Raw genomic sequence first — 26,121 nt, forward strand, 5'->3', positions numbered from 1 at the left:
AGAACGTGGCTTATGTAAGCAGGATGTCGAAGGTTCTCTGGGGGGAAGGCCTGTTCCTGCGTCCCCAGCACTTCCAGCGCCAGGACGCCTATCACGAAGCACGGCTGCAGGATCTCTCTCAGACCCTGCACCCCTACGCATGGGGCGCACGCCGGGTGCGTTTCGATCCTCATGCACTGTCTGGTGGCACGCTGCGCCCGCTTGACCTGTCGGCCGTGTTCCCCGACGGCGAGACCTATGACGCGCCCGCACACGACAGCCTCCCCGATGCCGTTTCGCTGCAGGAGCTGCCGCCGGGCGTCCAGTCCACACTGGTCTACCTGGCACTGCCGCTGCTGCGTGATGATGGCGCCAACTGCGCCGACGCCGAAGGCACGGTACTGGCGCGTTATCGTCAGGCCAACCGCGATACGCAGGACCTGTTCACCGATGCGGTCGAAGCCGAGCTCGCGTTCCTCAGCAAGGCGGTGAAGCTGCTCACCGACGACCAGCCGCGCGACGCCTACGCCACGGTGCCGATCGCGCGCGTACGACGCACTTCCAGCGGTGGCTTCGAACTGGACGATGAGTTCATTCCGCCATGTGCCCAGTTGCAGGCCTCACCGTTCCTGCATCGCGAGCTGCGCGCGGTGCTCGATGCGCTGCAGGCCAAAGTGGATGCGTTGTACGGGCTGCACCGGCAGACCTCGCAGAACATCATCGAATTCCGTTCTGGCGACATCGCCTCGTTCTGGCTGCTGCACACCATCAACAGCTCCTTCAGTGCGCTGGCCCATCTGCTGCACCATCCGCAGCTGCACCCCGAGCGCCTGCACCAGGAGCTGCTGCGCATGGCTGGCGCGCTGCTGACCTTCTCCAACGCCTACCAGCTGGGCGACCTGCCGGTGTATCGCCACGATCAACCGGAAGCCTCCTTCCGCAAGCTGCTGGAGATCGTACGCGCCCTGCTGGATACCGTGATCTCCACGCGCTATTTCAAGATCGCGCTGAACGAGATCAAGCCGTCCTACCACCTCGGCCGGCTCGATTCGCAGCGCATCGACGGCAATGCCTCGTTCTACCTGTCCGTGTCCGCGTCGCTGCCGGCGCAGGAGCTGATCCAGAGCGTGCCGGTGCGTTTCAAGGTCGGCGCGCCGGACGACGTGGAAAAGTGCGTACTGTCCGCGTTGCCCGGCGTGAAGCTGACCCACGCCGCGCAGGTGCCGGCAGCAATCCCGGTGCGTCCTGGCAGCCATTACTTCGAGCTCGACGCGCGTGGTGCGCTGTATGAGCGCATGCTCAAGGCGCAGTCGGTGATGATCTACGTGCCGGCCGGCATTGCCGAACTGAAGATGGAACTTGTGGCGGTGACCTCATGATGAACTCTCCCCTGCCCCCGACCCCGGGCCCGATGCCGTCGCTGACCGCCAACGGCGCGATGGTCAACCCGACGCCGCAGGCGGCCAATCCGCAGAGCCTGCAGGACCTGATGTCCGACGGCTTCTACCTGCTGCTGCTGCTCAAGCGCGGCCAGTTGCCGCACGATGCCGAGAGCTTCGTGCAGACGGTGCAGAAGTTCCTCGATGGCGTGGAACGCAATGCGATGCGCCTGGGCGTGGCTTCGGAAGACGTCTACGCGGCCAAGTACGCGTTCTGCGCTGCGGTGGACGAGGCGATCCTGTCGCAGCCTTCGCCGCTGCACGAAACCTGGGAACGCAACCCGCTGCAGCTGCGCCTGTTCGGCGAGCATCTGGCCGGCGAACACTTCTTCGACCGCCTGGAAGAACTCCGCCGCCAGGGTGCCGCGCGCCTGCCCTCGCTGGAGGTCTACCACTACTGCCTGTTGATGGGCTTCGAAGGCAAGTACCGGCTGGAAGGCACCGAGAAGCTGGGCTACCTGACCGCCCGCCTGGGCGATGAGATCGTCTACCTGAAGGGCAAGCGCCATGGGTTCGCACCGCACGCGCTGCCGCCGGACAACGTGCGCCACAGCCTGCGCCGGGTGGTGCCGTTGTGGCTGCCGGCGGTAGTGGTGGGCTGCTTCGGCATCGTGGCCTTCTTCGGCGTGCGGACCTACCTCGGCCACGAAACACGCCAACAGCTGGCCGCCTACAACGACGTGGTGCAGATGCCCGAGCGCACCGCCCACATCACGATCACCCTGCCATGAGCCTGATGATATGGACATCCCAAGCTCCTCACTGCTCGCATCCCTCGCTTCGCTGTCCCATCGCGAACGCCTGATCCAGCTGAAGGGGCCTGATGAAGGCCTGGTGGTCGAGCGCTTCGAAGGCATCGAATCGGTCTGCGGCGACAACCGCCTGCAGATCGACTGCCTGTCCACCGACGCGTTCCTGGACCTGGAGCCGTGGCTGGAACAGCCGCTGACCCTGCAGCTGCGCCAGGCCGACGGTTCACTGCGGCAATGGCACGGACTGTGCACCGAGGCCGCGCAGTTGGGCAGCGATGGCGGCCTGGCCCGCTACCGGCTGATCCTCGAGCCGTGGACGGCGCTGCTGCGCCTGCGCCGCAATGCGGTGATCTTCCAGGATCTGGATACCCGCGCCATCTGCGAACAGATCTTCGCCGACTACCCGCAGGCGGTGTTCCGCTTTGACGTGCAGGCCGATCTGCCGGCACGCGCGATCACCACCCAGTACCGCGAAACCGACTGGGCCTTCGTCACCCGCCTGCTGGCCGAGGCCGGCCTGGCCTGGCGCATCGAGCAGGCACAGGGCGATGAGGCCGGGCATACCCTGGTGGTGTTCGAGCCGGGGGCCGAGCTGCCGGACGCAGGCCGCGTGCGCTTCCACCGCGCCGACATGGCCGAGGCCAGCGATGGCATCACCGCCTTCGCCGAGCGCCAGCAGCTGGTGCCCAACGCCAGCACCGTGGCCAGCTGGCACAGCGAGCAGGTCGGTGCCGTGGCCGCGCAGTCCAGCGCCGAGGCCGGCAGCCTGCCCGCCCTGGAAGTCTACGTGCAGCCGCGCGCCGGCCGTTTCGCCCAGCCGGGCTGGGCCGACGCCGAAGCACAGGCACGGCTGGACGCGCTGCGCGTGGGCCAGGTGCTCTACAGCGGCGGCGGCAGCGAGCGCCAGCTCGGTGCCGGCAACACCTTCACCCTGGCCCAGCACCCGCAGCACGAAGGCCAGGCCTTCCAGCTGCTGGCAGTACAGCATGTGGCCCTGAACAACCTGGACCAGGGCATCGCCGAGCTGCTGGGCAGCACCGGGCTGGAGCGCGGCGCCTACCGCAACCGGTTCCTGGCCACCGGCGCCGGCGTGCCGCTGCGTGCCCTGCCGCAGGACCGGCCAACCCTGCACGGTCCGCAGACCGCGCGCGTGGTCGGCATCGCCGACACCGCGGTGACGCCCAACCGCGAGCACCAGGTGCGCATCCAGTTCGGCTGGCAGCGTGGCAGCAAGCCCAACCCCGGCGGCCTGACCGATACCGGCAGCGCCCAGCACGGCCATGCCCCCGGCGACCACACCAGCGGCAGCTGGGTGCCGGTGGCCGAATGGGTGGCCGGCCCGAACTGGGGTACCGCCTTCCTGCCGCGCGTGGGCAGCGAAGTCCTGGTGGAGTTCCTGCACGGCGACATCGACCAGCCGCGCATCACCGGCCAGTTGTACAACGGCGAGGTCGCCCCGCCCTTCGGCGGCGGCATCGACGAGAACGCCCGCCACCCCGGCGTGCTCAGCGGCCTGCATACCCAGGCCCATGACGGCAGCGGCACGCAGCAATGGGTGATCGACGACACGCCCGGGCAGCTGCGCACCCGCCTGCACAGCTCGCTGGCCGACAGCCGCCTGGAGCTGGGCTACCTGATCGCGCACCAGGACACCGCCCGCGGCGCGCTGCGCGGCGAAGGTTTCGAACTGGCCACCCAGGGCTGGGGCAACGTGCATGCCGGCGAAGGCCTGCTGCTGTCGGCCAGCCTGCAGGCGCGCGCGGCGTCCACGGTGATGGACAACGCCAGCGTGGTGGCGCAGTTGAAAGGCGCCGAGCGCAGCCTGGAACAGATGCAGCAGACCCTGGCCCAGCAGCAGGTGCCGGGGCTGGCCGAGTACCAGCGCACCAAGCAGCTGCGCGAGCAGATCGACCCACAGGCGCAAGGCCGCTTCCAGGGCGAGGTGAACGGGCAGAGTGCGATGAAACCCGGCAGCGATGGCCGCAGCCCCGGTGATCAGCCGGTGGAACGGCTGGGCAAACCGCTGCTGCTGGCCGAGGCGCCGCACCATGTGGTCTGGACCACGCCGGCCAGCGCGGTGGCCTACGCCGGGCAGAACCTGCAGATGACGGTGCAGCAGGACCTGCACGTCAGCGCCGGTGAGACCATTGCGACCGTGTCCGGCGAGCATGTCTCGCTGTTCGCGCAGAGCGGTCCGCTGCGGGTGATCGCCGCCAACGGCCCGGTCAGCCTGCAGGCCAACGACGGCGAACTGGAGCTGCTGAGCGATCAGGCGCTGACCATCACCGCCACTGACGACCGCATCGACGTGCTGGCGCAGACCAAGGTAGTGCTGCAGGCCGGCAGCAGCGCGATCACGCTGGAGGGCGGCAACATCACCTTCAGCTGCCCGGGCGAGTTCAAGGTGAAGGCGGGAGAGCATCCGTTCATGGGGGGAGAGAGCTTCGCCCCGTTCATTCCTCCGCTTCCTGGAGGACTCCAGAGCATTCCCGACTGGATCGCATTGGACTATCGCGACGTGGAGACGCTGCAAGCCATGGCAGGCACCCCTTATGAAATTCACTTCAAGAACGGCTCAGTCATCAAGGGAAAGCTGGACGATGCCGGCAAGGCCCATCACGAGCCCATCCCGAAGCAGGAAGTGGAAAAGGTCGTCTACGAACCTCGCCAACCTGATCCGGAAGACAAGTGGCCCGACCTGGAGCTGATCGCCAATCCCCAACAGGATCCTCGCCATGGGTGATCCACGCGCCGATCTCCCCAACCAGGCAGCCCCCGTTTCACTCCAGCAGCTTCGCGAAGCCCTTGCATTCATCAGCGAGCAGTACAAGAGCGCTGTCGATGGCGGCAAGAATGTCTTCGTATGGCTGTGGGAGTCGATCCAAGGTGACTTCAACCAGGAGCGCACCACCGGGCAGATCGTGTTCGACACTGCCATTTCCATGATTCCCGGTGTAGACCAGGTCTGCGATGTCCGCGACATCATTGCCAACTGCAAAGAGATCAACGAGGACAAGAGCAACTCCTGGGCATGGATCGGACTGGTCCTGACCCTCATCGGCCTGATCCCTACCCTCGGCTCCCTGCTGAAGGGTGTACTGAAGATCTTCTTCCTCTTCGTCCGCCGCTTCGGCCTGAACCACCTTGTGCGTGCTGTCGATGAGGCCATGAGTTGGGTCATCACCCTTCTGCGCCGGCGTGAAGTTGCCAAGTACTGGAAAGCCATGCGCTGGGATCGCGTGTTCCATGAGCTGGCGAAGCAGACCCGCATCGTGCGTGGCTTGGTGACCAAGGCAGAGCTGTTGAAGGCCTTTGATCGTGCAGTGCTGCTGATGCGCAACCTCTTGGGCAAGGTTGCTGACATTCCGCTGGTGGGCAGTCGTGCGCAGGCAACGATCGACCTCGTCGTTGGCATCCGCAAGATCGCCGACAACTACATCGGTGAGGTTCTCGCGCCCGTACAGCGAATCCTTGACACGATCATCAAGCGCCTCGAATTCGAAGACATGGTGCAGCGCCGTGGCATCGTCAACGCGGGCAACTTCCACTTCACCGGTACGCTACCCGAGGCACATGCGGTGACGTTGATGAAGCGGATCGATCCGTCGCCGTCGTGGCTTGGCAAGGGAAAGCCGACAAAGAATATGCCGCTGAAGGTTTCCGACTATCGTTCGCGTGTCGATGCAATGGCAGCAAAGGGCTTCCCGAAATTGTCCAATGGTCAGATCGAGAGCTTCGCCAAAGGCATGCGCGCCGATACGATCAAGGGTCCAGCAAAGCTGTATCGAGTGGTCTCACCGGCGAACTTCAGCGCAGGCGCGGACTGGGTTAGCGAAGAGGTCTTCAATACGATCATGAAGTCAGCCAGCCCGAGGGCCACATGGCGAAAGTACCTGGCCGTCTGGCCTGACTGGAACCCCAACGGACAATTCGTGATCTATGAACTCAAGGCAGGCGAAGAGTTGAAGGTATGGCGTGGCCCGGCCTCTGCGCAGACAAAAGACACTCTGTCGGGCCATTACCTCGAAGGAGGCTACGAACAGATCAAGTTCGATGCTGCCTTTGAATACGATGCCGTCGGCACCCCAGGAAAGAGAACTCTGGCCGACAGCTCGGAGTACTACGCGGTCAATGAAACGACCGGTGCCATGACCAAGAGCAGCATGACCTATGACAAGTGGAAGCTGCTGCCTCCACATGAGCAGGTGAAGTACGTCAGTCTCCGGACCGAGATCAATAATCCTCGCATTCTTGGCCCCCTCGACACAGGTTGGGGCACCACCGATTTTGGCACTCAATTGAACGATGTGAAGCTGGGCCTGCCAAACATCTCTGGTCAGAAACTGAACCGCTGAATATGAAAATCCAATACCTTGAACTGAATCCCTGGCACAAGCGGCAAGCCGCCCTCATCCATCACTTCACCTCGATGGAGTACCTGAAGGCCCTGCTGCCGCAGATCGACAGCCTTTTGGCCCTGACCGACCAGATCCTCGATGAGCGCTCGCATCTGGATACGGCAGGAAGAGCCTTGGCTGGCTGGAGCTCCCAAAATACGGCATCGCACTTTTCCACCTATGCCTACCCTGCACTGATGGAATTTCGAGAGGCTGTTGTCGAGAGCATCGCCCTGCGTTCAATTGAGCGCTACCGCCGGGCCGGCGAGCACCAATGCTCTCGTATGCTGGAGGAGTACGCCTACCAGATGGCATGGGCGACGCCGGAGCAGGAAGCATTGTTCCGCGAAACTGCAGAAAAAGTATTCAGTTATGCCCGCGAACTCTCCGGGCTAGTCGCACGCCCGCCCGTCGCAAATGACTTCTCATTCTGGCTGCTCTGGAACGAGGGCGTGATCAGCTCGCATCGAATTCCAAAATTCCGCATCCGCACCGACATTGTTGTGCGAACCAATCAAGTTCCGCCGCGCACCGGCATCTACGTCGCGAAAGACGATCCCATGGCCTCTCTTCAGTTTGCATGGACAGGGGGATACGGAGAATTGTGCCCGGCCATGGCCCTCAATGATGTTGGACGAGCAGTTCTGAAGCACATCGGTCGCGAGGGACTGTGGGGAGATACCGAGGCCCTGTATCGCTTCCTCGATGCAAACCGGCACATGGACCCCTATGGTTGGTCCGACACCCAAGCCGATGTTGCCGAGGTGGCACCGTCAGTGATCGCCGGTTCCTCCTTCGATCTGCAGGATTGCGAGTGGCATTTCGTCGAACCCGTCCCCGATGAGTTCGAGGACATCGACGGCAGCTACATTGGCACGGGTCGACAGGATCGTCGACCGGATCGAGTCGCGGCTGGCAAACCGGTACCTGTGGCGGGCTGGTGGTACACGCCTGCCCAGGGCAGCCGGCGCTACTTCAAACAAGGTGATGTCTTCCCCACGATCAACGGCGACTGGGGCGATACCTTCTGGATCTGGGCCCAGGACCAGACGCCGCCGACGATGGGCTGAAGCACACCTCATCCCCCACCCTGCTCTTTCTGGAGCTGCCCGATGCGAAGTACGCCCCCCTGTATGGAATTGATGCCCTGGCACAAGTGGACGGAAACGCCCCGAGCGCGGAGATCGCGCTGCTGACTAACGTCCTGACATCCGCTTCTGAAGTGAGACCCCGCATGCAGCTTGAAAGTCCTGATTGGAAGAAGTGGATGGCCCGCAGGGTCAGTGAGGATGGCTTCGAACACCGACGAGAGCCCAATCAGCGCTACGGCACCTATCTTGCTCAGTTCAAGGACACTGTGAGCGGTATTGCCATGGTTACCTTGGATCTGCCAAAACATGCTGCGAAGGCAAGAAAGTCCGGCCTGATGATGTCCACACAGCAACGTCTTTGGGACACGCTGGACTTCATGAGCCTGCAGTACTCAGCAGGTGCGCCAATTGACCAGCTTGCTGAGATCTGGCCATACGCTATGCAATGGGCAGAAGAGTATGGATCCTTTGACAAAGCTTATGATGACTCGCCTGAGAACACTTCAGGTGAGCGTATTCCCCACGCCCCCCTGGTCAGCGAAAGCTACTGGATCGTTGCCCTGCGGATGGTGTGCTTTGGAATTCTTACAGGCAATGCCAACGACCTGCCGCGTGTGATGGCATTCCTGGACTACGTCAACGCCGAACTAGGCATCCACGACGGCCTGCTGGAACGATTGGTCGCGCCGTGGGCTCCAGGTAGACCCATCCCCGATACGGCAACCCGCCATCTGCCCTACCGCAAGCTGTTCAAAGTCTTCGATGCCACGCCCGACAAGCGCCCGGCGCTGATGGCGACCTACCTGGACGAGTGGTACCACGCCAGCCGACGTGAACCCTACATCGACCAGCACGGAGAAGGCGATATCTCCTTCTACGGGTATTGGTCCTGGGAGGCCGCAGCGACCACCATCGTTCTCGGCATCGACGATTCAAGCTATCGCGACATGGCGTTCTATCCCAAGGATCTTGCTGACTACGCCCGACAAGCTACATCAGCGACAGCCGACGAAACGCGCATCAGCCGTGTTGCCGCTGGCGAACTGTGCCCCCAGGATGGCTGGTGGTACACCCCTGCCCAGGGCAGCCGACGTTACTTCAAACAAGGTGATGTCTTCCCCACAATCAACAGCGACTGGGGCGATACCTTCTGGATCTGGGCCCAGGATCAGACGCCGCCGACGATGGGCTGAAGCACACCTCATCCCCCACCCTGCTCTTTCTGGAGCTGCCCGATCAGAAGCATGCCGCCCCCTATGGAACTGAATCCGTGGCACAAGCGCCAGGCCGCCCTCATCCATCATTTCACCTCGATGGATTACCTGAAGGCCCTGCTGCCGCAGATTGACAGCCTTCTGGCCCTGACCGACCAGATGCTCGATGAGCGCTCGCATCTGGATGCGGTAGGCAGAGCATTGGCCGGCTGGAGCTCCCAAAATACGGCATCGCACTTCTCGACGTACGCCTACCCTGCACTGATGGAATTTCGTCAAGGCATCGTCAAGGACATAGCGCTGCGCTCAATCGAGCAGTATAGCGTTGCCGGCGAGCACCAATGCGCTCGTATGCTGGAGGAATACGCCTACCAGATGGTCTGGGCGACGCCGGAGCAGGAATCCGTCTTCCGCGAAGCTACAGAAAGAGTGTTCAATTATGCTCGTCAACTCTCGCGAATCGTTGCTCGTCCGTCGACCATGGACGATTATATTCACTGGTTTCTCTGGAACGAGGGCGTCATAGACACGCATCGAGTTCCAATATTCCGCATCCGCACCGACATTGTCGTGCGAACCAATCAAGTTCCGCCGCGCACTGGAATCTACGTCGCAAAAGACGACCCTATGGCGTCACTTCAGTTTGCATGGACCGGTGGACACGGAGAGCTATGCCCGGCCATGACCCTCAATGACGTTGGAAGAGCGGCTCTGAAGGAGGTTGGACGCGACGGACTGTGGGGAGATACCGAAGCGCTGTATCGCTTCCTTGATGCAAACCGGCATCTGGATCCTTATGGCTGGTCCGATGTCCAGCCCGATCTGGCGAAGCTGGCACCATCACAGATCGCGGTCTCTGCCTTCGATTTTCAGGATTGCGAATGGTATTTCGTCGAACCCGTCCTCGATGAGTTCGAGGACATCGACGGCAGCTACATTGGCACAGGTCGACAGGAGCACCGGCCGGATCTCGACGCCTGCCGAATACCCGCAAGCCCGCATTGCACCCAGTGGAGATGATGGTCCCGCGGCGAGTCTACAGGGAGCTAATCCCAATCAATGGTGTGATAATGAACATCTGCACCAGGGGCGGGACATCGCGTGCACGAGCAGCGATCGGCTAGGCATCGGCTGCAGCCGTGACATGAATCTCTGCATGGATATCCGCATGGATGGCCGATTCATATCTGTCAGCAACTACTTCCGAGTCGATGATCGTCGCTATGAGAGCCTCCCTTATGAGATCGACTCTGGTCCAGGGCGTGATCGCGCATGCTGAGTTCACAGTCAAGCCGACGGCCGCTCTACGCATCACGGTGCTGTTCGTGCTCGTGCTGAATGCAATCGGCTGCGGTTCACAGCACGCACCATCAGCGTTCATGGTCGCCCCCTCGCTGACCAAAGCGGGCGTGAAAGGCCTCTACTCGGGCACGCTGCTGAAGCAGGTGGTGTTCAATGACATCGACGGCGCAGGCCTGCTGCTGCTTTCCCGCAGCGAGAGCACAATGCCTGCCGACGGTGACGAGGATCCGGTGGAGCAGGTCACCCTGCGTGCGGAGCTGTACCGGCGTGCGGACCAAAGGACGCCTTGGACATCGCGCTGGGCCGTGGACGACCCAGTCCAATGCGAAGGCCTGGACCTGGACGCCGGCTATTTCCTGGACCAGGTAACCGCAACCGACCTGGACAACGATGGCCGCGCCGAGCTGACGTTGGCCAGCCACAGTTTCTGTGGCGGCGGGGTGGACCCGCAGCAACTGCGCATCGGCCTTCGCCAGGGCGAGCAGTACTACGAAGTGCGTGGCGAGTCGCTGGTGCAAGTGCAGGGCGACGAACCCTTCGGTGGCGAGCGCCAGGACGATCCCGCATTGGCATCGGCTGCGCCAGCGCTGCGCGCGCACGTGGACAGGGTCTGGGAGGCGATCAAGCGCGGCGACGCCGGCGCGCCGTGAACACCGTGTCTTGATCCAACGCATGCCGCCAGTTCAGAGGCGGTGCTATGGTGGCGCCATCACGCCCCCTGGAGCCTTCCCGATGATCCGACTCGCCCCTGCCCGCCTTGCCCTCGCCGCCCTCGCGTCCCCCCTGCTGCTGGCCGCCTGTGTCAGCACGCCAGGCCCGCAGGTGAAGGGTACCGGCCACTGCGATGCCAGCCAGCTGGGCTGGGCCATCGGCCAGCCCGCCAACGAACCGAACATCCGCCGCCTGTCCAGCGAAAGCGGCGCCGGCATGGTCAACCCCATCGGCCCGGCCACCATCACTACCAAGGACATCCGCCAGGACCGCCTGCGCGTGTTCGTGGACAAGGACAACGTCATCACTGCCACCCGCTGCGAGTAAGCGCGTCACGGCCGTTGCTCAGAGCCGGGCATGCGCCCGGCTCCATGGTTCAGGGCTCGGTGTAGGCCGAGCACTCCGGCAGCGGCCGGTCCGGTTGGTACGCCCCTGACGTGAAGCGGAAGGTACGCGTGTAGCTGCATTGCGCATCCTGTTCGGTGCGCAGGTCCTTCTTCGTCAACCGCCCTTTGGCCAGCGAGTCTCTCTGCGGTGATGCCCCGGCCGGATAGTTGGTGGCCCCGGTCTGGTAGCGCAGTACGGGCATGTCCTGCGCTTCGGTTGCCAGCGCAAGTTCCGCATCGAAGCTGTACTCGTCATGGCAGGCGCCGGCACGCTGATCAAAATCGCGCTCGCTGAAACAGGCCCGGATCATCTTGTTGGCCGACCACGCAACGGACAGCACGTCGGCGTCCACCTGGATGCCATCGTCGAGATGACGGATGCGCGCCAGGTGCAGGGTCGATGCGCTGGCACCGCCGCCGGAATACATCGCACGGGCCTCCACCAGACCGCCGACAAGCACGTTCTGCAATGCGGCCTGTTGTGGATCGGCCACGGCCTGGTCTGCCCCGGCGCCGGGAGCCAGGCGCACGATGAAGGGCCAGACCCGCAGGTCGCCATCGTCAACCACGTCGATGGGCACGTAGCGCATCTGCGGCTCGCCTTCAGCATCCGCGCGCTCGGCAACTTCCAGCGAGGCCGGCTGGTCGTCGCCCGCTGAAGGCAGCGCCTGCACGCACCACTGGCCATCAGCAGTGCAGTAGCGCTCCGTGCGGTCCGGCCCCTGCCCCCCCTGCAGCAGCAGCGTCTCCAGCCGGTTGCCTGCCGCGTCCCGTTGAACGGGTGCAGCGTCCGCCGCTGCAGGCAGCGACGATGCCAGAAGCAGTACAGACAGCACCGCGTAAGCAATTCGCGTGCAAACCATGATCATCCTGTGCGCTCCGGCACGTCCTTGCGAGACGCCGATGGTAGCGCAGGCGCCCCGTTGCGGCTCAATGCCCGTCGCAGTCGCAGCCGCCCCAGCCCCTCGCCTTCGACGTCTGGCCGATGCCGGGGTTGAAGGTATTGCTCGGGTCCAGGGTGCGGTAGAAGCCGGCCAGCGCCGGCTTGGCCGGATACAGGTGGCCGACGTTGTGCTCGGCCGGGTACTCCGCACCTCGCTGGTCCAGCAACGCCCACATCGCATGCTCGATGGCCATCGGGTCCTCCCCCTTGCGCGCGATGTAGTCCTGGTGGAACACATGGCACAGGAAATGACCGTAGTAGAGCTTGTGCAGCAGGCGCCCATCGATATCGGCCGGCAGCTGCTCGAACCAGTCGGCGTCGTCCCGGCGCAGGGCAATGTCCAGCGCCACGATGTCCTGCACCTGGTCGCGATGCACTTCGCGGTAGCGCACCGCCGCACCGGCCACCGCGAACCGATGCAGGAAGGCCTTGCGTCCCTCGTCCGCCGTGCAATGGAAGTAGCCGCCTTCGTGGTCGTTGAAGAAGCCTCGCAGCCAGGCCTCGGTGGCAGCCGCATCCTGTGCGGACACCTTCAGCAGCAGATGATGTTCGTAGCGCTGGCGGAACTCGCCCATGCGCTTGGGCAGGTGCGAGGGCAGCAGGCCGGTCAGCGCCTGCATCATGCGGTCGGTGACACCGCGCAGGCCCAGCCGTTCAAACCAGCCATCAACTCGGCTCTTCAGTGCGAATGCGGCCGGAACGCGCGCGGTACCGAGCTTGTCGATCAGCAGGAAACTGTCCTTGCCGTAGCGCTCGCCGATGTCATAGGCATCACGGTGGATGTACTCGCCGGCGATGGGCAGGCGCTCGAAGCCGGTCAGCAGCTGGCGGCGGATCGCGGTGAGGCTGTCGGTGCGGTTGCTGCCGATATAGAAGACCTCGGCGGCCTCCTTCTCGAAGGTGTCCAGGCGCACGGCGAACACCGCCAGCTTGCCGGCAGATCCGGCCGCCTCGAAATGGCGGCTGGGGTCGGCGTTGAAGCGTGCCGGGGTATCGGCATCGACCTTGCGCACTTCCTCGGCGTAGCGCGGATCGGAGGCGGCGCGGCCATCACCGTCGCTGACATCGGCAGCGCTGTAGTCACCGCTCTGCAGGCGTTGCAGGATCTGCTCGGGCGTATCGCCCAGCGCGATGCCCAGATGGTTGACCAGTTGCAGCCCCCCCCGCGCATCGACCTGCGCATACAGCGCCAGTTCGGTATAGGCCGGGCCACGGCGCACCAGCGCGCCACCGGAGTTGTTGCAGATGCCGCCCAGCACCGAGGCGCCGATGCACGACGAGCCGATCACCGAGTGCGGCTCGCGGCCCAGTGGTGCCAGCGCCTGCTCCAGCCGGTCCAGCGTCGCGCCGGGCAGGCACAGCACCTGGCGGCCTTCGTTCAACAACTGGATGCCGGTCAGCCGCAGGGTGCTGATCAGTACGACCGGCCGGCCGTAGTCATCGCCGTCCGGGGTGGAACCGCCGGTCAGGCCGGTATTGGCTGCCTGCAGGATGATCGCGGCCCCGCCCTGCACTGCGGCCTGCAGCACGTGCCACAGCTGCAGCAGCGTGCCCGGGCGCACCACCGCCAGTACCGGGCCGTCACCGAAGCGGTAGCCGCGACGGAAGCGACGGGTGGCCTTGTCGCCGGTCAGTACGTGGCGGTCCCCCACCGCGGCACGCAACTGTTCCAGCACCTTGTTGCGATCAGTCATGGCAGGCGCACCAGTGAATCACGGCCGATGTCGGCGATGCGGTGCGCGCCGGTCAGGGTCATCGCCACGCGCATTTCCTTGGCGATCAGGTCCAGCAGGTTGGCCACGCCGGCCTCGCCCTGCGCGGCAAGAGCGTAGACGAACGCGCGGCCCAGCAGCACGGTGTCGGCGCCCAGCGCCAGCATGCGCACCACGTCCAGGCCGGTGCGGATGCCCGAATCGGCGAGGATCTTCAGGTCACCCTGTACGGCGTCGGCGATGGCCGGCAACGCCCGTGCGGTGGACAGCACGCCATCGAGCTGGCGGCCGCCATGGTTGGAGACCACGATGCCATCGGCGCCGAACGCGACCGCATCACGCGCATCGTCCGGGTCGAGGATGCCCTTGATCACCATCGGGCCTTTCCAGAACTCACGGATCCACTCCAGGTCCTTCCACGAAATGGACGGATCGAAGTTGCTGCCCAGCCAGCCGATGTAGTCCTCCAGGCCGGTCGGGTTGCCACGGTAGGTGGAGATGTTGCCCAGGTCATGCGGGCGTCCGCGCAGGCCTACGTCCCACGCCCAGCACGGATGGGTGATGGCCTGGCCGATGCGGCGCATTGCAGCGTTCGGACCACTCATGCCGGAGTGTGCATCGCGATAGCGCGCGCCCGGCACCGGCATGTCCACGGTGAACACCAGCGTCGTCACCCCAGCGGCCTGCGCCCGCTCCAGCGCATTGCGCATGAAACCACGGTCGCGCAGCACGTACAGCTGGAACCACATCGGGCGCTGGATCGCCGGGGCGACTTCTTCGATCGGGCACACCGACACCGTGGACAGCGTGAACGGAATGCCGCGGCTGTCGGCTGCGCGCGCGGCCTGCACTTCGCCGCGACGGGCATACATGCCGGTCAGGCCGACCGGTGCCAGTGCCACCGGCATCGCCAGCTTCTCGCCGAACAGCTCGGTTTCCAGGCTCAGGTCGGACATGTTGCGCAGGACGCGCTGGCGCAGCGCGATGTCGGACAGATCGGATACGTTGCGCTTCAGCGTGTGCTCGGCATACGCGCCACCATCGATGTAGTGGAACAGGAACGGCGGCAGCCGGCGTTGCGCTGCGGCACGGTAATCGGTGGAGGCGGAGATGATCATGGGGTCAACCGTGTGGGGAAGGTAGACGCGACGCCCGCGCACGCCGGGCTTCGTTGTCATCGAGGGTGCGCAGCGTGGTGTGCACGAACTCGAGGTGGGCATGGGCGGCGGCGCGCGCACGTTCGGGGTCGCCGGCCAGCACCGCATCCATCATTTCGCGATGCTGGTCGGACAGCGGCGAGAAGGTCCTGGCCGAGGTGTAGAGCTTTTCGCGACTCTGCGAGATATTGGTCTGCAGCAGTTCGAACAGGCCGCGCATCACCTGCAGCAATACCAGGTTGTGCGAGGCCTCGGCGATGGACAGGTGGAAGGCCGCATCGGCCTGCGCCTCACCGGCGGGGTCGTCCTTGCCATGTGCATCCATCATGGTCTGGAACGCCTGGGCGATGCGCGCGCGGTCCTCGTCGGTGGCGCGCAGCGCGGCGTGCCAGGCCGTGGCGCCTTCCAGCGCGTGGCGGATTTCCAGCACATCGAAGCGGTATTCCGGGTCCCCCTGGAACAGCGGCAGGTACGGCACCAGCGGTTCATCCAGCGCCTGCCGCGCACGTGCGGCGGGCTCGCTCACGTAAGTGCCACCGCCTACCCGCGCGGTCAGCAGACCATGGCTGGACAACTGCGCGATGGCCTCGCGCAGCGCGGTGCGCGAGACCCCCAGCTGAACGGCCAGCGTGCGCTCGGCCGGCAGCCTGTCGCCCGGCTGCAACTGCTGTTCCTGCACCAGCGCACGCAGCTGCGCGGCCACCTTGTCCGAAACCCGTTGTGTGCTCATGGCGCCATTGTGGCCCGAAGCACGCCGCTGTTGGTCGGGCTGTACTGCATGGCTCAGGGAATCATCCAGGTCAACCAGTAGGCCTGGGCCAAGGTGATCAGGCCGACCATCGTGGTGAAGATCAGGCTGTGCTTGACGGTGAAGCGGAACAGGTCCGACTCCTTGCCGGCCAGGCCCACCGCCGCGCAGGCAATGGCAATGGACTGCGGCGAGATCATCTTGCCGGTGACACCGCCGGTGGTGTTGGCCGCTACCAGCAGCACGTCGGACACGCCGATCTGCTGCGCGGTGGTCGCCTGCAGCGCCGAGAACAGCGCATTGGACGAGGTATCCGAACCGGTCAGGAACACGCCCAGCCAGCCCAGGAACGGCGAGAAGAACGGGAACGCCTTGCCGGTGTGCGCCAGTGCCAGCGCCAGCGTTGCCGACAGCCCCGAATAGTTGGCGATGAAGGCGAACGCCAGCACCATGCCGATCGAAAAGATCGGCATGCGCAGTTCGCGCACGGTTTCAGCGAAGGTCTGCAGCGCCGAGCGCGCCGGCATGCGCAGGGCGATGATCGCAATGATTGCGGCAAGGATGATCGAGGTACCCGTGGCCGAGAACCAGTCGAACTTGTACACCGCCTCATAGCTCAGCGGCGCATCGACGATCGGCGGCATCTTCTGCACCATCTGGTCCAGGCCCGGCACCGGAATCTTCAGCACCCAGCCTTCAAGCGGGCCACCGGCTGCGAACAGCGACTTGAACGGCTTGATGCTCCACACAGTGACCATCGCAGTGAGGATCAGGAACGGCGACCACGCCTTGGCGATCTGGCCGACGCTGTGGCGCGGCGCCTCCATTGCCTGTGCGGCCGCCTCAGCGCTGGTTTCGGTATCGAAGCGGAAGATCCGTACCGGCTTCCAGCGGCGCAGGAACAGGGTCAGGCAGACCAGCGACGCCAACGAGGCAGTGATGTCCGGCAGTTCCGGGCCGATGAAGTTGGAGGTCAGGTACTGGGCGATGGCGAACGAACCGCCGGCCACCAGCACCGCCGGCCAGGTTTCCTTGATGCCGCGCCAGCCGTCCATGATCGCCATGATCCAGAACAGCACGATGACAGTCAGGAACGGCAGCTGGCGGCCGGCCATCTGGCCGATCTCGAAGGCATCCAGGCCGGTCACCTGCCCCGCCACGATGATCGGGATGCCCATCGCGCCGAACGCCACCGGGGCGGTGTTGACGATCAGGCACAGGCCGGCCGCATACAGCGGCTTGAAGCCCAGCCCGACCAGCAGCGCGGCGGTGATCGCCACCGGCGCACCGAACCCGGCTGCACCTTCCAGGAAGGCGCCGAAGGCAAAGCCGACCATCAGCATCTGCAATCGCTGGTCCTCGGTGACCGACAGGATCGAGGCACGGATGATGTCGAACTGGCCGGTCTTGACCGAAACCTTGTACAGGAACACCGCGCCGATGATGATCCAGGCGATCGGCCACAGGCCATAGACGAAGCCGAAGCCGGCCGCGCCCAGCGCCTGCGCCACCGGCATGCGATAGAACAGCAGCGCCACGGCAAGGGCGATGGCCACCGTGAGGGTGCCGGCGATCCAACCCTTCATGCGCAGCACGGCCAGGGCGATGAAGAAGAAGGCGATCGGCAGCAGCGCGATCAGGCTCGACAACCACAGGTTGCCGGCGGGGTCGTACACGTGTTGCCAGGGCTGCATAGGGCTCTCGACAGGAACAGGAGGTTCCCCACCGGGTGGGGGCGTCGGGCCCGCCATATATTGGTCGTACCACATTGACCAACATGCGGACCGCAGGCGCGAATTGAACCTCCAATCCTGCCGACAGCCTATTAGACCATAGGGCTATACGGAATTATTGGTAGTACCATTTAGCGATTACAGCTTCTTTTCCACCCGCCGTATCAACGCCAGCACGAACACGCACAGCACGCTGACACCGAGCGCGATCACGTACTTGCCGATGCCCACGGCAATACCGATGGCCGCGGCCATCACCAGCGAACTGGCCGTGGTGAGCCCGCTGACCTGGTCTTCGCGATTGCCGCGCAGGATGGTGCCGGCGGCAACGAAGCCCACGCAGGCCACCACCGCTTCGATCAATCGCACCGGGTCGACCTGCAGCAGATCGCGGTAGCGTTCCTGCTGGAAGTGTTCGGCCACCGAATCACCGAGGCCGACGATCAGCGCAGCGGCACCGGCAATCAGCATGTGCGTGCGCAGGCCGGCAGCGTGCTTGCCCATCTCACGTTCAACGCCCAGCACGCCGCCAAAAACCATGGCGGCGGCCACGCGCAGCAGAATGGACATGTCCTGGGTAAGTTCCATGGGGAGGCTCCGGAAGTTTCCCGGAGCGTTGCCCGGCGGCCGTGGGACGGGGGTGAAGGCGATGGAACGCGCTCTTCACCGGGCGATGCCGCCTTGTTCCATGCAACGGCAGTTGCCGGCCAGCGGCCGGCACTACTGCGCCAGATAACCACCGTCGATGGCGTAGTAGGCACCCGTCGCGAACGAGGCATCGTCGCTGGCCAGCCAGGCGACCAGCGCGGCCACTTCCTGCGGCGTTCCCAAGCGCTTGAGTGCATGCCGGCCCTCCAGGGTGGCACGCACGTTGGCGTCCATCTTTTCCAGCAACGGCGTGTTGATGAAGCCCGGGCCCACCGCATTGATGCGGATGCCATCGGCAGCGTGCTCCCATGCAGCCGTCTGGGTCAGGCCGACCACGCCGTGCTTGGCCGCCGCGTAGGCGGTCGAACCGGCATACCCGACCTGGCCCAGGATGGAGGCCATGTTGATGATGCTTCCGCCGCTGCCCGCCGTGCGCATCGCCTGGATCTGCGCCCGCTGGCACAGGAACACGCTGGTCAGGTTCACATCGACCACGCGCTTCCAGCCATCGATGGGATAGTCGCCGCTGCTTGCCGCTGGCCCGCCGATGCCAGCGTTATTCACTGCAACATGCACGCCGCCCAGTTCCTTCACCGTGCGCTGCACCGCCGCTTCCACCGCCGCCTCGTCGGTGACATCCAACGCGACACCGATGGCCTCGGCACCCTGGTTGCGCAGCGTGGCCACCGTGGCATCCACCGCATCCTGCTTCAGGTCCCACACCGAAATGCGCGCACCCGATGCAGCGAACGTTTCCGCTACCGCCAGGCCGATACCGGATACACCGCCGGTGACGATCGCGGTTTTTCCGTTGAGCTGGTAGTCAATCATCTGTGGTCTCCTTGTGGGGTCATTCGATACGGACACTTCCGTCCGAAGAAACAGTACGCCGTCGCCTGTGACGAACACGCGGCGCAACCCGAAAGTTGGCCGTAAATACAAATCGATTGACCCTCTGGACATCGCATTCGTACTGGGGATCGAGAAAATGACAAGGATCTATTTCCAACTCTGAAAGCGCAGGACCGATCCGCGCTGCAGGTGCACGATGGAACGTGCGGGCACTTCGTCGCCGGCACCCATCATCCATGGTTGAGCGCCGAGCGATGTCCCGATATTTCACGTTTGCCGATTACCGCCGTTTTGGCCAGCGACACGGCTATGACTACCGTGCCGATCCAGGCCACCTGCGCGAAGAACAGTGGGCCGGTCACGGCGACCTGCACGAACAGACCCTGCGCGGCGGCATGAGCCTGCTCGCATCGGATGTGCACAACCGCATCGCCTACACCGCCACAGCGCACGAACGGCCCGGCCTGGTCATCCGCGTGATGCTGCAGGGCCAGGTCGACGTGCAGGTTCCCAACCGCAGTGACTTCAGCCTGCGCGCAGGCACCGCAGTGACCACCAGCCACCGCGACCATGTGGCAATGGTCGGCGTCCATCCCGGCAATATGCGCCTGCGTGGCATCAGCCTGATGGTGCCAGCCGATCTGGACCCGGACCTGCTGCGGCAACCGCAATTGCAGCGGGCATTGGGTTCACACATGGAATGCAGGCACTGGGCGATTCCGCACGCGATGCTGCCGCCTCTCGCGCAGCTGTTCGACAGCCCCTGGCAGGACGGCCTGGACGCGCTGTGGCGCGAGGGCATTGCCCTGCAATTGCTGTCCACGGGCCTGCAGGCCGATGATCTGCACGCCGAAGGTGCGCGTGCGCTGCGCAGTGGCCAGCGGGCGCGGCTGGAACGCGTACGGACGTTCCTGCACGACGACCCTGGCCATGCGCACAGCCTGCTGGAACTTGCCCAACTGGCCTGCATGAGCCCCAGCGCACTGCGCCGACACTTCGTCCAGGCGTATGGCTGCTCGGTGTTCGACTACCTGCACGAACAACGCATGCGACATGCCGAGCAGGGCCTTCGCGAATCCGGCTGGAGCGTGGAACAGGCGGCGGCGGATGCCGGCTATCGGCATCCCAGCAACTTCGCTGCCGCATTCCGCAAGCGCTTCGGGCTGGTGCCCAGCCGCTGGCGCACCGGTCCTTCGAAGGTTGGTTGAAGCGCATCTGCCCGGGCAGGTGTCGACCTTGGTCGACACGCTTTCGCACCACCGCGTTGCCGGCCAGCGGCCGGCACTACCACATCGGTCCTGCAGGCGATCTGTTCACGCTTTCGCACCATCGCGTTGCCGGCCAGCGACCGGCACTACCGCATCGGTCCTGCAGGCGATCTGTTCCGGTAGGTGTCGACCTTGGTCGACACGCTTTCGCACCACCGCGTTGCCGGCCAGCGGCCGGCACTACCCCGTCGGTCCTGCAGGCGATCTGTTCCGGTAGGTGTCGACCTTGGTCGACACGCTTTCGCACCACCGCGTTGCCGGCCAGCGACCGGCACTACCGCATCGGTCCTGCAGGCGATCTGTTCCGGTAGCTGTCGACCTTGGTCGACACGCTTTCGCACCATCGCGTTGCCGGCCAGCGGCCGGCACTACCCCATCTGTCCCGGTAGGTGTCGACCTTGGTCGACACGCTTTCGCACCACCGCGTTGCCGGCCAGGGGCCGGCACTACCACATCGGTCCTGCAGGCGATCTGTCCCGGTAGGTGTCGACCTTGGTCGACACGCTTTCGCACCACCGCGTTGCCGGCCAGCGGCCGGCACTACCCCGTCGGTCCTGCAGGCGATCTGTCCCGGTAGGTGTCGACCTTGGTCGACACGCTTTCGCACCACCGCGTTGCCGGCCAGCGGCCGGCACTACCACATCGGTCCTGCAGGCGATCTGTCCCGGTAGGTGTCGACCTTGGTCGACACGCTTTCGCGCCACCGCGTTGCCGGCCAGCGGCCGGCACTACCACGCCCGGCGCTACCGACATCGCGCGACCGGGGTAGCGCCGCGCCGTGCCCGGCGTCATCCCCTCTGTCTCAGTACACCGGCAGTTCGATGTAACTGGCCTGCGCGGCGCTGTGCCATACCCGCTGCGTGGCCTTCTGGTAGTCACCCGGCTTGGCCAGGTAGATGTTCGGCACGTAGGTCTGTGGGTTGCGGTCGTACAGCGGGAACAGGCTGGACTGCACCTGCACCATCACCCGGTGGCCCTTCTGGAAGGTGTGGTTGGCATTGGGCAGGTCGAAACGGTACGGCAGCACCTGGTTGGCCGCGAGCGCCTTGGGGTCGCTGAAGCTCTCGCGGTAGCGGCCACGGAAGATCGCCAGCGACACCGGCAGCTCATAGCCGCCCATCTCCGGTGTCGATGCTTCCTGGTCGGGATACACGTCGATCAGCTTCACTACCCAGTCGCTGTCGGTGCCACTGGTGGACGCCTGCAGGTTCACCACCGGCGTCCCTCCGATGCGCAGCGGTGCGGTCAACGGCTCAGTGATGAAGGTCAGCACGTCGGGGCGGCCATCGACGAAGCGCTGATCCTTGACCAGCCAGGTGGTCCACATGTCGCGGTCGCCAAAGCGCACCGGACGCGGTACGAATGGCACCGGCTTGGACGGATCGGACACGTATTCCTCGAAGTCGCCCTCGCCTGCCGCCGGCGCCTGGAACGCCAGCTTGCCTCCGGCACGCAGGTACAGCGGCTTGCTGTTTGCCGCGCACGCCTTCTCGCAGCTGCGCGGCCAGCCCTGCAGGCGGTCCCAGTGGTTTTCACCGGTGTTGTACACCAGCACTGGTGGCGTATCGGCCTTCGGCGCGCCATCCACCAGGTACTGGTCGAAAAACGGCTTGAGCACGTCGCGACGGAACTGCAGCGCGGTATCGCCATCGAATTTCAGCGCCCCAAGCTGGCTGCCGTCATAGTTCACCTGGCTGTGCCGCCACGGGCCCATCACCAGGTAGTTGTGGGTGTTGCCGGTATCGCGCCCTTCCATCGCCTGGTAGGCGTGGTTGGCACCCCACATATCTTCCTGGTCCCACAGGCCCTGCAGCCACATGGTCGGCACCTTCAGCGGCGTCTTCGCCATCACCGCATCCAGCGCCTGGCCCCGCCAGAACGCATCGTAAGCGGGGTGCTGTACCAGCTTTTTCCACCAGGTCAGCTGGTCCACGCCGGTGAAGCGGGCGTAGTCACCGGCCGAGCCGATGCGCAGGAAAGTGCTGTAATCGTCGTAGCCCAGCGACGGCAGCGGCGTGCCCTTGCCCCGCTTCTCGGTCTGCATCGCGAAGTAGTTGAAATTGACCTGGCGGAAGGCGCCGTAGTTGAGCCAGTCGTCACCCATCCAGCCATCGACCATCGGGCTCTGCGGCGCGGCCACCTTCAGTGCAGGGTGCGGATCGGTCAGCGCCATCACCACGGTGAAGCCTTCGTACGACGAGCCGAGCATGCCGACCTTGCCGTTGCTTTCCGGCAGGTGCTTGACCAGCCAGTCGATGGTGTCCCACGCATCGGTGGAATGATCGACCTTGGTACCGTTCAGTGGCCCACGCAGCGGCCGGGTCATCACGTAATCGCCTTCGGAGCCGTACTTGCCACGGATGTCCTGGAACACGCGGATGTAGCCGCCATCGACGAACACTTCATCGCCCTGCGGCAGCAGATCGCGCATGCGCGGCGAATCGCTGCGGCTGGCGCGGCCGGCGGCGTCGTACGGTGTGCGGGTCAGCAGGATCGGTGCATTGCGGGCGCCCTTGGGCACCACGATCACCGTGTACAGCTTGGTGCCATCACGCATCGGCACCATCACCACGCGCTTGTCATAGTCGCGGCCCACATCGGGGGCGACGAAGGGTTTTCCGCTGATGTCCGGGGTCATCGGCGGCGTGTCGGCGGCCAGCACGGCGCTGGACAGGCTCAGGGCTACGGCAACAGCAACGGCACGCACACGCATGGACATCACCTCCCGGCAGGAAAGGCCCCAGCCTACTCCCACAGCCCCCGGCAAAGCGTGTGCCTGCTTTGCATTCTGCGGCGTTTACAGGCAGGACTGATGGCACATGTGCAGTCTGCTGCCGCTGCGCTCACCGCGCATGGCCCAGTGCTACCCGTTCACGGCCAACCACGGTAGCGCCGGGCCATGCCCGGCGGATCCATCACGCCACCGGTACTTCCTGCAGGGCCAGCCAGCGCCAGTGCCCTCCTTCCTGCCGCAGCACTGCCAGCGATTCCCGCCACGCGGTTTCTCCCGCACCCACGGCATGTCCCTCGCGATAACGCAGCACCGCCAGCGGCGACGACGCTTCCACCGCCTGCACGGCCTCGATGGCGATCCGCAGTCCCGGCCGGGCGCCGTGTCCGCCCACGAACAGCGCCTGCACGGCGGCGCGGTCCAACCTGCGACCGGAGATGCCGACCATGCTGAAGTCCGCGCAGAAATGTTCCATCAGATCAGCCAGTGCATCGGCCTCGATCTCTGCGCGGAACCAGGCCTGCAGCGTGTCGTGCAGCAGGTGGATTTCGTGTTCGGCGGTCATGTCCATCAAGCAGCCTCCGGAGTGGAAAGGGAATGCAGCTGCGACCGGCGCAGCAGCGCCAGCGGCAACAGGGTGAGTACGGCCGCCAGGCCCAGCGCCACGCCGGTGGCATGCGCCGGCCACCACTGCATGGCCAAGGCCAGCAGCAGAGCAATGGCGGCGGTGCCCAGGCAGAAGCTGAGCTGGCGGTTGAGGTTCCACAGTGCACTGGCATCGCCCAGCGCCTCGGCGTCCACACCATTGAACGCCAGCGTCTGCGCGGTGCTGCTGCACAGGCTGCCGCCAGCGCCCATCAGGGCGAACAGCATGGCGGCCAGCGCGAAGGGGGGCTGCGATTGCAGCGCCATCAGCAGCAGACCGCTGGCCTGCAGGACCATGCCCAGCCGCAGCACCGCGCCCGGCCCGAAGCGCGCCAGCAATCGCCGGCTGCCGGTGATTGCCAGTGCCGAGGCCAGCGCCCACGGCAACATCAAGGCGCCGATCTGCGCGGCGCTGTAACCGGCGTGGTTCAACTGCAGGGTACTGGCCAGCTGGCTGCCGATGAACACACCCGGCACCGCCAGATAGACCAGCATCGCCATGCGCAGGCCTCGATGGGACAGCAGCGACCAGCGCAGCAGCGGCTGCGGCTGCCGGCGTGCATTACGCAGGTGGGCGACGGCCAGCACTGCTGCCAGCAGCAGCAACCCTGCGCCGGCGAAGCGATGGCCGGGCTCACCCAGCCAGGTCAATGCCAGCAGCAGCGCGCCCAGCGCAGACATCGCGGTGGCCAGTGCATAGCCCTGAAGGCGTGGCGCACTGCGCAGGCCATCGGCCGGCATCCACGCCAGCACAAGGGCGATCGCCAGCACTGCCAGCGGCAGGCTGGCCCACAGCACGCCGCGCCAGGACAGCCACTGCACCAGCAGGCCGCCAAGAGCCGGTGCCAGTGCCGGCACCAGCAACGCCACCAGCAGGATGCGCCGGGTCAGCGCACCGCGTTGCTCAGGCGTGCACTGCCGGTACGCCGCCGCCTGCGCCACCGGAATCAGCAGCCCGCCAGCCAACCCCTGCAGCAGCCGCCAGCCCAGCAGCCAGCCGATGGACGACGCGGCGCCGGCCAGGCCCGCAGCCACTGCGAACAGCAACAAGGCAGCCAGCAGCAGGCGACGCTCGCCGCAGCGCGCGGCCAGCCACGGGGCCAGCGGAATCACCACGCTCAGGCCCAGCATGTAGGCCGTGCCCACCCAGGCCAGCGTGCCGATGTCCGCATGCAGCTCGGCCGCCAGCGCCGGGTAGGCCACGGTGGCGATGAACATGTTGACCAGGTCCAGGGCGAATACCAGCAGGAAGATCGCCTCATGGCGCAGGCGTGGGGAAGGCATCAGCAGGCTCCAGCAGCGAAGGCGACAGCATCGCGGACCAGCGTTGTTGGAAAAACACGACGGCAGCTGCAACACTGTCAAACCTGTTTTGACAATCAGCCACCATGGTCAGCCTCGATCGCTTCGATATCTTCCGTGCCGTGGTCGAGGCCGGCAGCCTGACCGCCGCCGCCGAGCGCCTGGGCCTGAGCCGGGCCGTGGTCAGCTTCAACCTGAAGCGGCTGGAGCAGGAGTTGGGGGTAACCCTGCTGCTGCGCAGTACCCGCCACCTGGCGCTGACCGAGGCCGGCGAACAGTTCCTGCAGCACTGCGTGCAGGCACTGGATGCCGCGCAGGCCGCCATCGATGCCGCGCGCCGCGACCAGCACCAGCTGCAGGGCGTACTGCGCCTGACCACCACCCCGGAGTACGCGCAGCTGCGGCTGATTCCAGCACTGGAAGCCTTCCGCGCGCAGCATCCAGCGCTGGTGCTGCATCTATCGACCTCGCCGGCACCGGCCGACCTGATTCCCGAGCGCTTCGACCTGGCGATCCGCCTCGGCCGTCTGCCCGATTCGCAACTGCATGCCACCGAGCTGGAACGTCACCCGTTGTGCGCGGTCGCCGCTCCGGCACTGCTGGCGCGCCTGGGGTCCGCCGAGGCGGTGGATGATCCGGTACTGCTGGGCACCCTGCCCCGCCTCGGCTATCCGCGCCTGGCCGATGTGCCAGTGGTCGCGCCGGATGGCAGCGATGCATTGTTCGCCACCAACCCTGGCAACGCGGTGATACGCGTGGATGGGGCCAGCAGCCTGCGCGCGTTCGCCGTGGCCGGTGCAGGAGTGACCGTGCTGCCACGCTGGCTGATCGAGGAAGATCTCGCCCACGACCGCCTGCGGCCGGTGCTGCGCCAGCATCGTTTCCCGCAGCAGAGCGTGTACGCGGTGTACCCGCACAGCAGCCAGCCCTCGCCGAAGGTGCGGCAGCTGATCGATTTCCTGCGCGGGTGGTTTGGTGACGACGCCAGCTGAATCCTTCGCCCGCCGGGCATGGCCCGGCGCTACCGGGATGCCCGTAATCGGGTGGCGCCGGGCCATGCCCGGCCAGCGCAGCGGCACCCCGTAAACAGACACGGCCCCTTGCGGGGCCG

General features: G+C 65.2%; 21 protein-coding genes. 11 read left to right on the forward strand and 10 right to left on the reverse strand.

Translation table 11 applies throughout. From position 1 onward, the window contains the following. Positions 1 to 23: 23 nt before the first annotated feature. From tssK to LMF57_RS11875, 9 genes are all read left to right on the forward strand, one after another. Positions 24 to 1,358: a type VI secretion system baseplate subunit TssK gene (gene tssK / locus LMF57_RS11835; RefSeq protein WP_229289914.1), complete on the forward strand. Its 1,335-nt coding sequence runs from the start codon at positions 24 to 26 to the stop codon at positions 1,356 to 1,358. Then, complete coding sequence (icmH, locus tag LMF57_RS11840) at positions 1,355 to 2,149, forward strand: type IVB secretion system protein IcmH/DotU (protein WP_205420709.1); 795 nt, start codon at positions 1,355 to 1,357, stop codon at positions 2,147 to 2,149. Before tssK ends, icmH begins: the two co-directional genes overlap by 4 nt. Before the next feature lie 10 nt (positions 2,150 to 2,159). Beyond that, positions 2,160 to 4,913, forward strand: a complete 2,754-nt coding sequence (locus LMF57_RS11845; RefSeq protein WP_229289915.1) for a type VI secretion system Vgr family protein — start codon at positions 2,160 to 2,162, stop codon at positions 4,911 to 4,913. Then, positions 4,906 to 6,525 (forward strand): hypothetical protein, encoded by a 1,620-nt coding sequence (locus LMF57_RS11850; RefSeq protein WP_229289916.1) that lies wholly within the window; start codon positions 4,906 to 4,908, stop codon positions 6,523 to 6,525. The genes LMF57_RS11845 and LMF57_RS11850 overlap by 8 nt, the downstream gene beginning before the upstream one ends. A 2-nt stretch (positions 6,526 to 6,527) precedes the next feature. After that, a complete protein-coding gene (locus tag LMF57_RS11855) occupies positions 6,528 to 7,637 on the forward strand; it encodes a hypothetical protein (protein ID WP_229289917.1) in 1,110 nt (369 codons plus the stop codon). A gap of 164 nt (positions 7,638 to 7,801) precedes the next feature. Further along, entirely contained in the window at positions 7,802 to 8,851 is a 1,050-nt protein-coding gene (locus tag LMF57_RS11860) for a PoNe immunity protein domain-containing protein (RefSeq protein WP_229289918.1), read from the forward strand. Between the two features lie 63 nt (positions 8,852 to 8,914). Continuing rightward, entirely contained in the window at positions 8,915 to 9,892 is a 978-nt protein-coding gene (locus LMF57_RS11865; protein WP_229289919.1) for a hypothetical protein, read from the forward strand. 218 nt (positions 9,893 to 10,110) lie between these two features. Then, on the forward strand, positions 10,111 to 10,824 hold the full coding sequence (locus tag LMF57_RS11870; RefSeq protein WP_229289920.1) for a hypothetical protein: 714 nt from the start codon (positions 10,111 to 10,113) through the stop codon (positions 10,822 to 10,824). Between the two features lie 82 nt (positions 10,825 to 10,906). After that, on the forward strand, positions 10,907 to 11,212 hold the full coding sequence (locus LMF57_RS11875; RefSeq protein ID WP_229289921.1) for a hypothetical protein: 306 nt from the start codon (positions 10,907 to 10,909) through the stop codon (positions 11,210 to 11,212). Between the two features lie 49 nt (positions 11,213 to 11,261). On the opposite strand, the gene LMF57_RS11880 is transcribed toward LMF57_RS11875, so the two are convergent. The 7 genes from LMF57_RS11880 to LMF57_RS11910 all read right to left on the reverse strand — a co-directional run bounded on the left by LMF57_RS11880 (position 11,262) and on the right by LMF57_RS11910 (position 19,043). Next, positions 11,262 to 12,107 carry a hypothetical protein gene (locus tag LMF57_RS11880; RefSeq protein WP_229289922.1) on the reverse strand — a complete coding sequence of 282 codons (846 nt, stop codon included), beginning with the start codon at positions 12,105 to 12,107 and terminating at the stop codon, positions 11,262 to 11,264. Between the two features lie 94 nt (positions 12,108 to 12,201). Further along, complete coding sequence (dld, locus tag LMF57_RS11885) at positions 12,202 to 13,908, reverse strand: D-lactate dehydrogenase (RefSeq protein ID WP_229289923.1); 1,707 nt, start codon at positions 13,906 to 13,908, stop codon at positions 12,202 to 12,204. Beyond that, entirely contained in the window at positions 13,905 to 15,044 is a 1,140-nt protein-coding gene (gene lldD / locus LMF57_RS11890) for an FMN-dependent L-lactate dehydrogenase LldD (RefSeq protein ID WP_117310677.1), read from the reverse strand. Before lldD ends, dld begins: the two co-directional genes overlap by 4 nt. 4 nt (positions 15,045 to 15,048) lie before the next feature. Then, positions 15,049 to 15,813 carry a transcriptional regulator LldR gene (gene lldR, locus LMF57_RS11895; protein ID WP_032975263.1) on the reverse strand — a complete coding sequence of 255 codons (765 nt, stop codon included), beginning with the start codon at positions 15,811 to 15,813 and terminating at the stop codon, positions 15,049 to 15,051. Positions 15,814 to 15,866: 53 nt separating this feature from the next. After that, on the reverse strand, positions 15,867 to 17,525 hold the full coding sequence (gene lldP / locus LMF57_RS11900; protein ID WP_229289924.1) for an L-lactate permease: 1,659 nt from the start codon (positions 17,523 to 17,525) through the stop codon (positions 15,867 to 15,869). Between the two features lie 177 nt (positions 17,526 to 17,702). Further along, positions 17,703 to 18,152, reverse strand: coding sequence for an MgtC/SapB family protein (locus tag LMF57_RS11905; protein ID WP_033831372.1), 450 nt, complete (start codon positions 18,150 to 18,152; stop codon positions 17,703 to 17,705). A gap of 132 nt (positions 18,153 to 18,284) precedes the next feature. Next, positions 18,285 to 19,043, reverse strand: a complete 759-nt coding sequence (locus tag LMF57_RS11910) for an SDR family NAD(P)-dependent oxidoreductase (RefSeq protein WP_229289925.1) — start codon at positions 19,041 to 19,043, stop codon at positions 18,285 to 18,287. A gap of 275 nt (positions 19,044 to 19,318) precedes the next feature. On the opposite strand from LMF57_RS11910, the gene LMF57_RS11915 reads away from it, so the two are divergent. Next, the gene (locus tag LMF57_RS11915) at positions 19,319 to 20,272 is read left to right on the forward strand and encodes an AraC family transcriptional regulator (protein WP_229289926.1); all 954 of its coding nucleotides are present in this window, start codon (positions 19,319 to 19,321) and stop codon (positions 20,270 to 20,272) included. An 862-nt stretch (positions 20,273 to 21,134) separates the two neighbouring features. On the opposite strand, the gene LMF57_RS11920 is transcribed toward LMF57_RS11915, so the two are convergent. From LMF57_RS11920 to LMF57_RS11930, 3 genes are all read right to left on the reverse strand, one after another. Then, a complete protein-coding gene (locus LMF57_RS11920) occupies positions 21,135 to 23,045 on the reverse strand; it encodes a CocE/NonD family hydrolase (RefSeq protein ID WP_229289927.1) in 1,911 nt (636 codons plus the stop codon). Between the two features lie 202 nt (positions 23,046 to 23,247). Further along, positions 23,248 to 23,634, reverse strand: coding sequence for a DUF4440 domain-containing protein (locus LMF57_RS11925; protein ID WP_229289928.1), 387 nt, complete (start codon positions 23,632 to 23,634; stop codon positions 23,248 to 23,250). Then, a complete protein-coding gene (locus tag LMF57_RS11930; protein WP_229289929.1) occupies positions 23,634 to 24,992 on the reverse strand; it encodes an MFS transporter in 1,359 nt (452 codons plus the stop codon). Before LMF57_RS11930 ends, LMF57_RS11925 begins: the two co-directional genes overlap by 1 nt. Before the next feature lie 104 nt (positions 24,993 to 25,096). Here LMF57_RS11930 and LMF57_RS11935 point away from each other — a divergent pair, with 104 nt between their 5' ends. After that, the gene (locus LMF57_RS11935; protein WP_117310684.1) at positions 25,097 to 26,002 is read left to right on the forward strand and encodes a LysR family transcriptional regulator; all 906 of its coding nucleotides are present in this window, start codon (positions 25,097 to 25,099) and stop codon (positions 26,000 to 26,002) included. Positions 26,003 to 26,121 lie beyond the last annotated feature (119 nt).

Origin of the sequence: Stenotrophomonas sp. SI-NJAU-1 (assembly GCF_020883215.1) — a bacterium.
Taxonomy (GTDB): domain Bacteria; phylum Pseudomonadota; class Gammaproteobacteria; order Xanthomonadales; family Xanthomonadaceae; genus Stenotrophomonas; species Stenotrophomonas indicatrix.